A 578-nucleotide genomic window follows, 5' to 3' on the forward strand; every position below is an offset into this window, starting at 1 on the left:
ACAGCTTTTGCGCAACAAGGCAGCTGTCACGAGCATCTTCGTGCTGGGCCTGATCGCGATCGCATGCGTCTTCGGACCGTTCGTGACCGGTCATCCGTTCGACAGAGTCTACCCGGACTATGTTCGCGCTCCGGCCAGCCTCGATGCGTATCCGACGGCGGAGCAGATCGAACCCAACATCGAACGCATCGCCGCGCGCGTGCGGGCGAAGGCCGAGGCGATCACCATCGAAGACGACAAGGTGCGACTGACGCTCGTGAGCCCGCGTCCCATCGACGAGCGGCTCCTCGCCTATTTCGAACGCTCCGATCTCTTCGGCCCGGCCAAAGTTGCGGAACGTGCCGAGGAGGGCAAGCGTCTCATCGTCGATGTGCCTGTGAAACGGATGCACTTTCTGTTCGGCACCGATGCCAACGGCCGCGATCTGCTGACACGGACAATGAAGGCGGGGCAGATCTCTCTCGCTATCGGGCTGCTTGCAACCTTCGTCGCCATTCTCATCGGCGTCATCTACGGCGCGACGTCTGGTTATCTCGGCGGGCGCACCGATCTCGTGATGATGCGCRCCGTCGACGTGC

General features: G+C 62.4%; 1 pseudogene. It reads left to right on the forward strand.

The features are described 5' to 3' along the window. Window positions 1–578: pseudogene (locus AC1DT3_RS23680) on the forward strand (ABC transporter permease); the annotation flags it as partial.

The sequence above is a fragment of the Microvirga sp. P4_G7 genome (assembly GCF_056401005.1).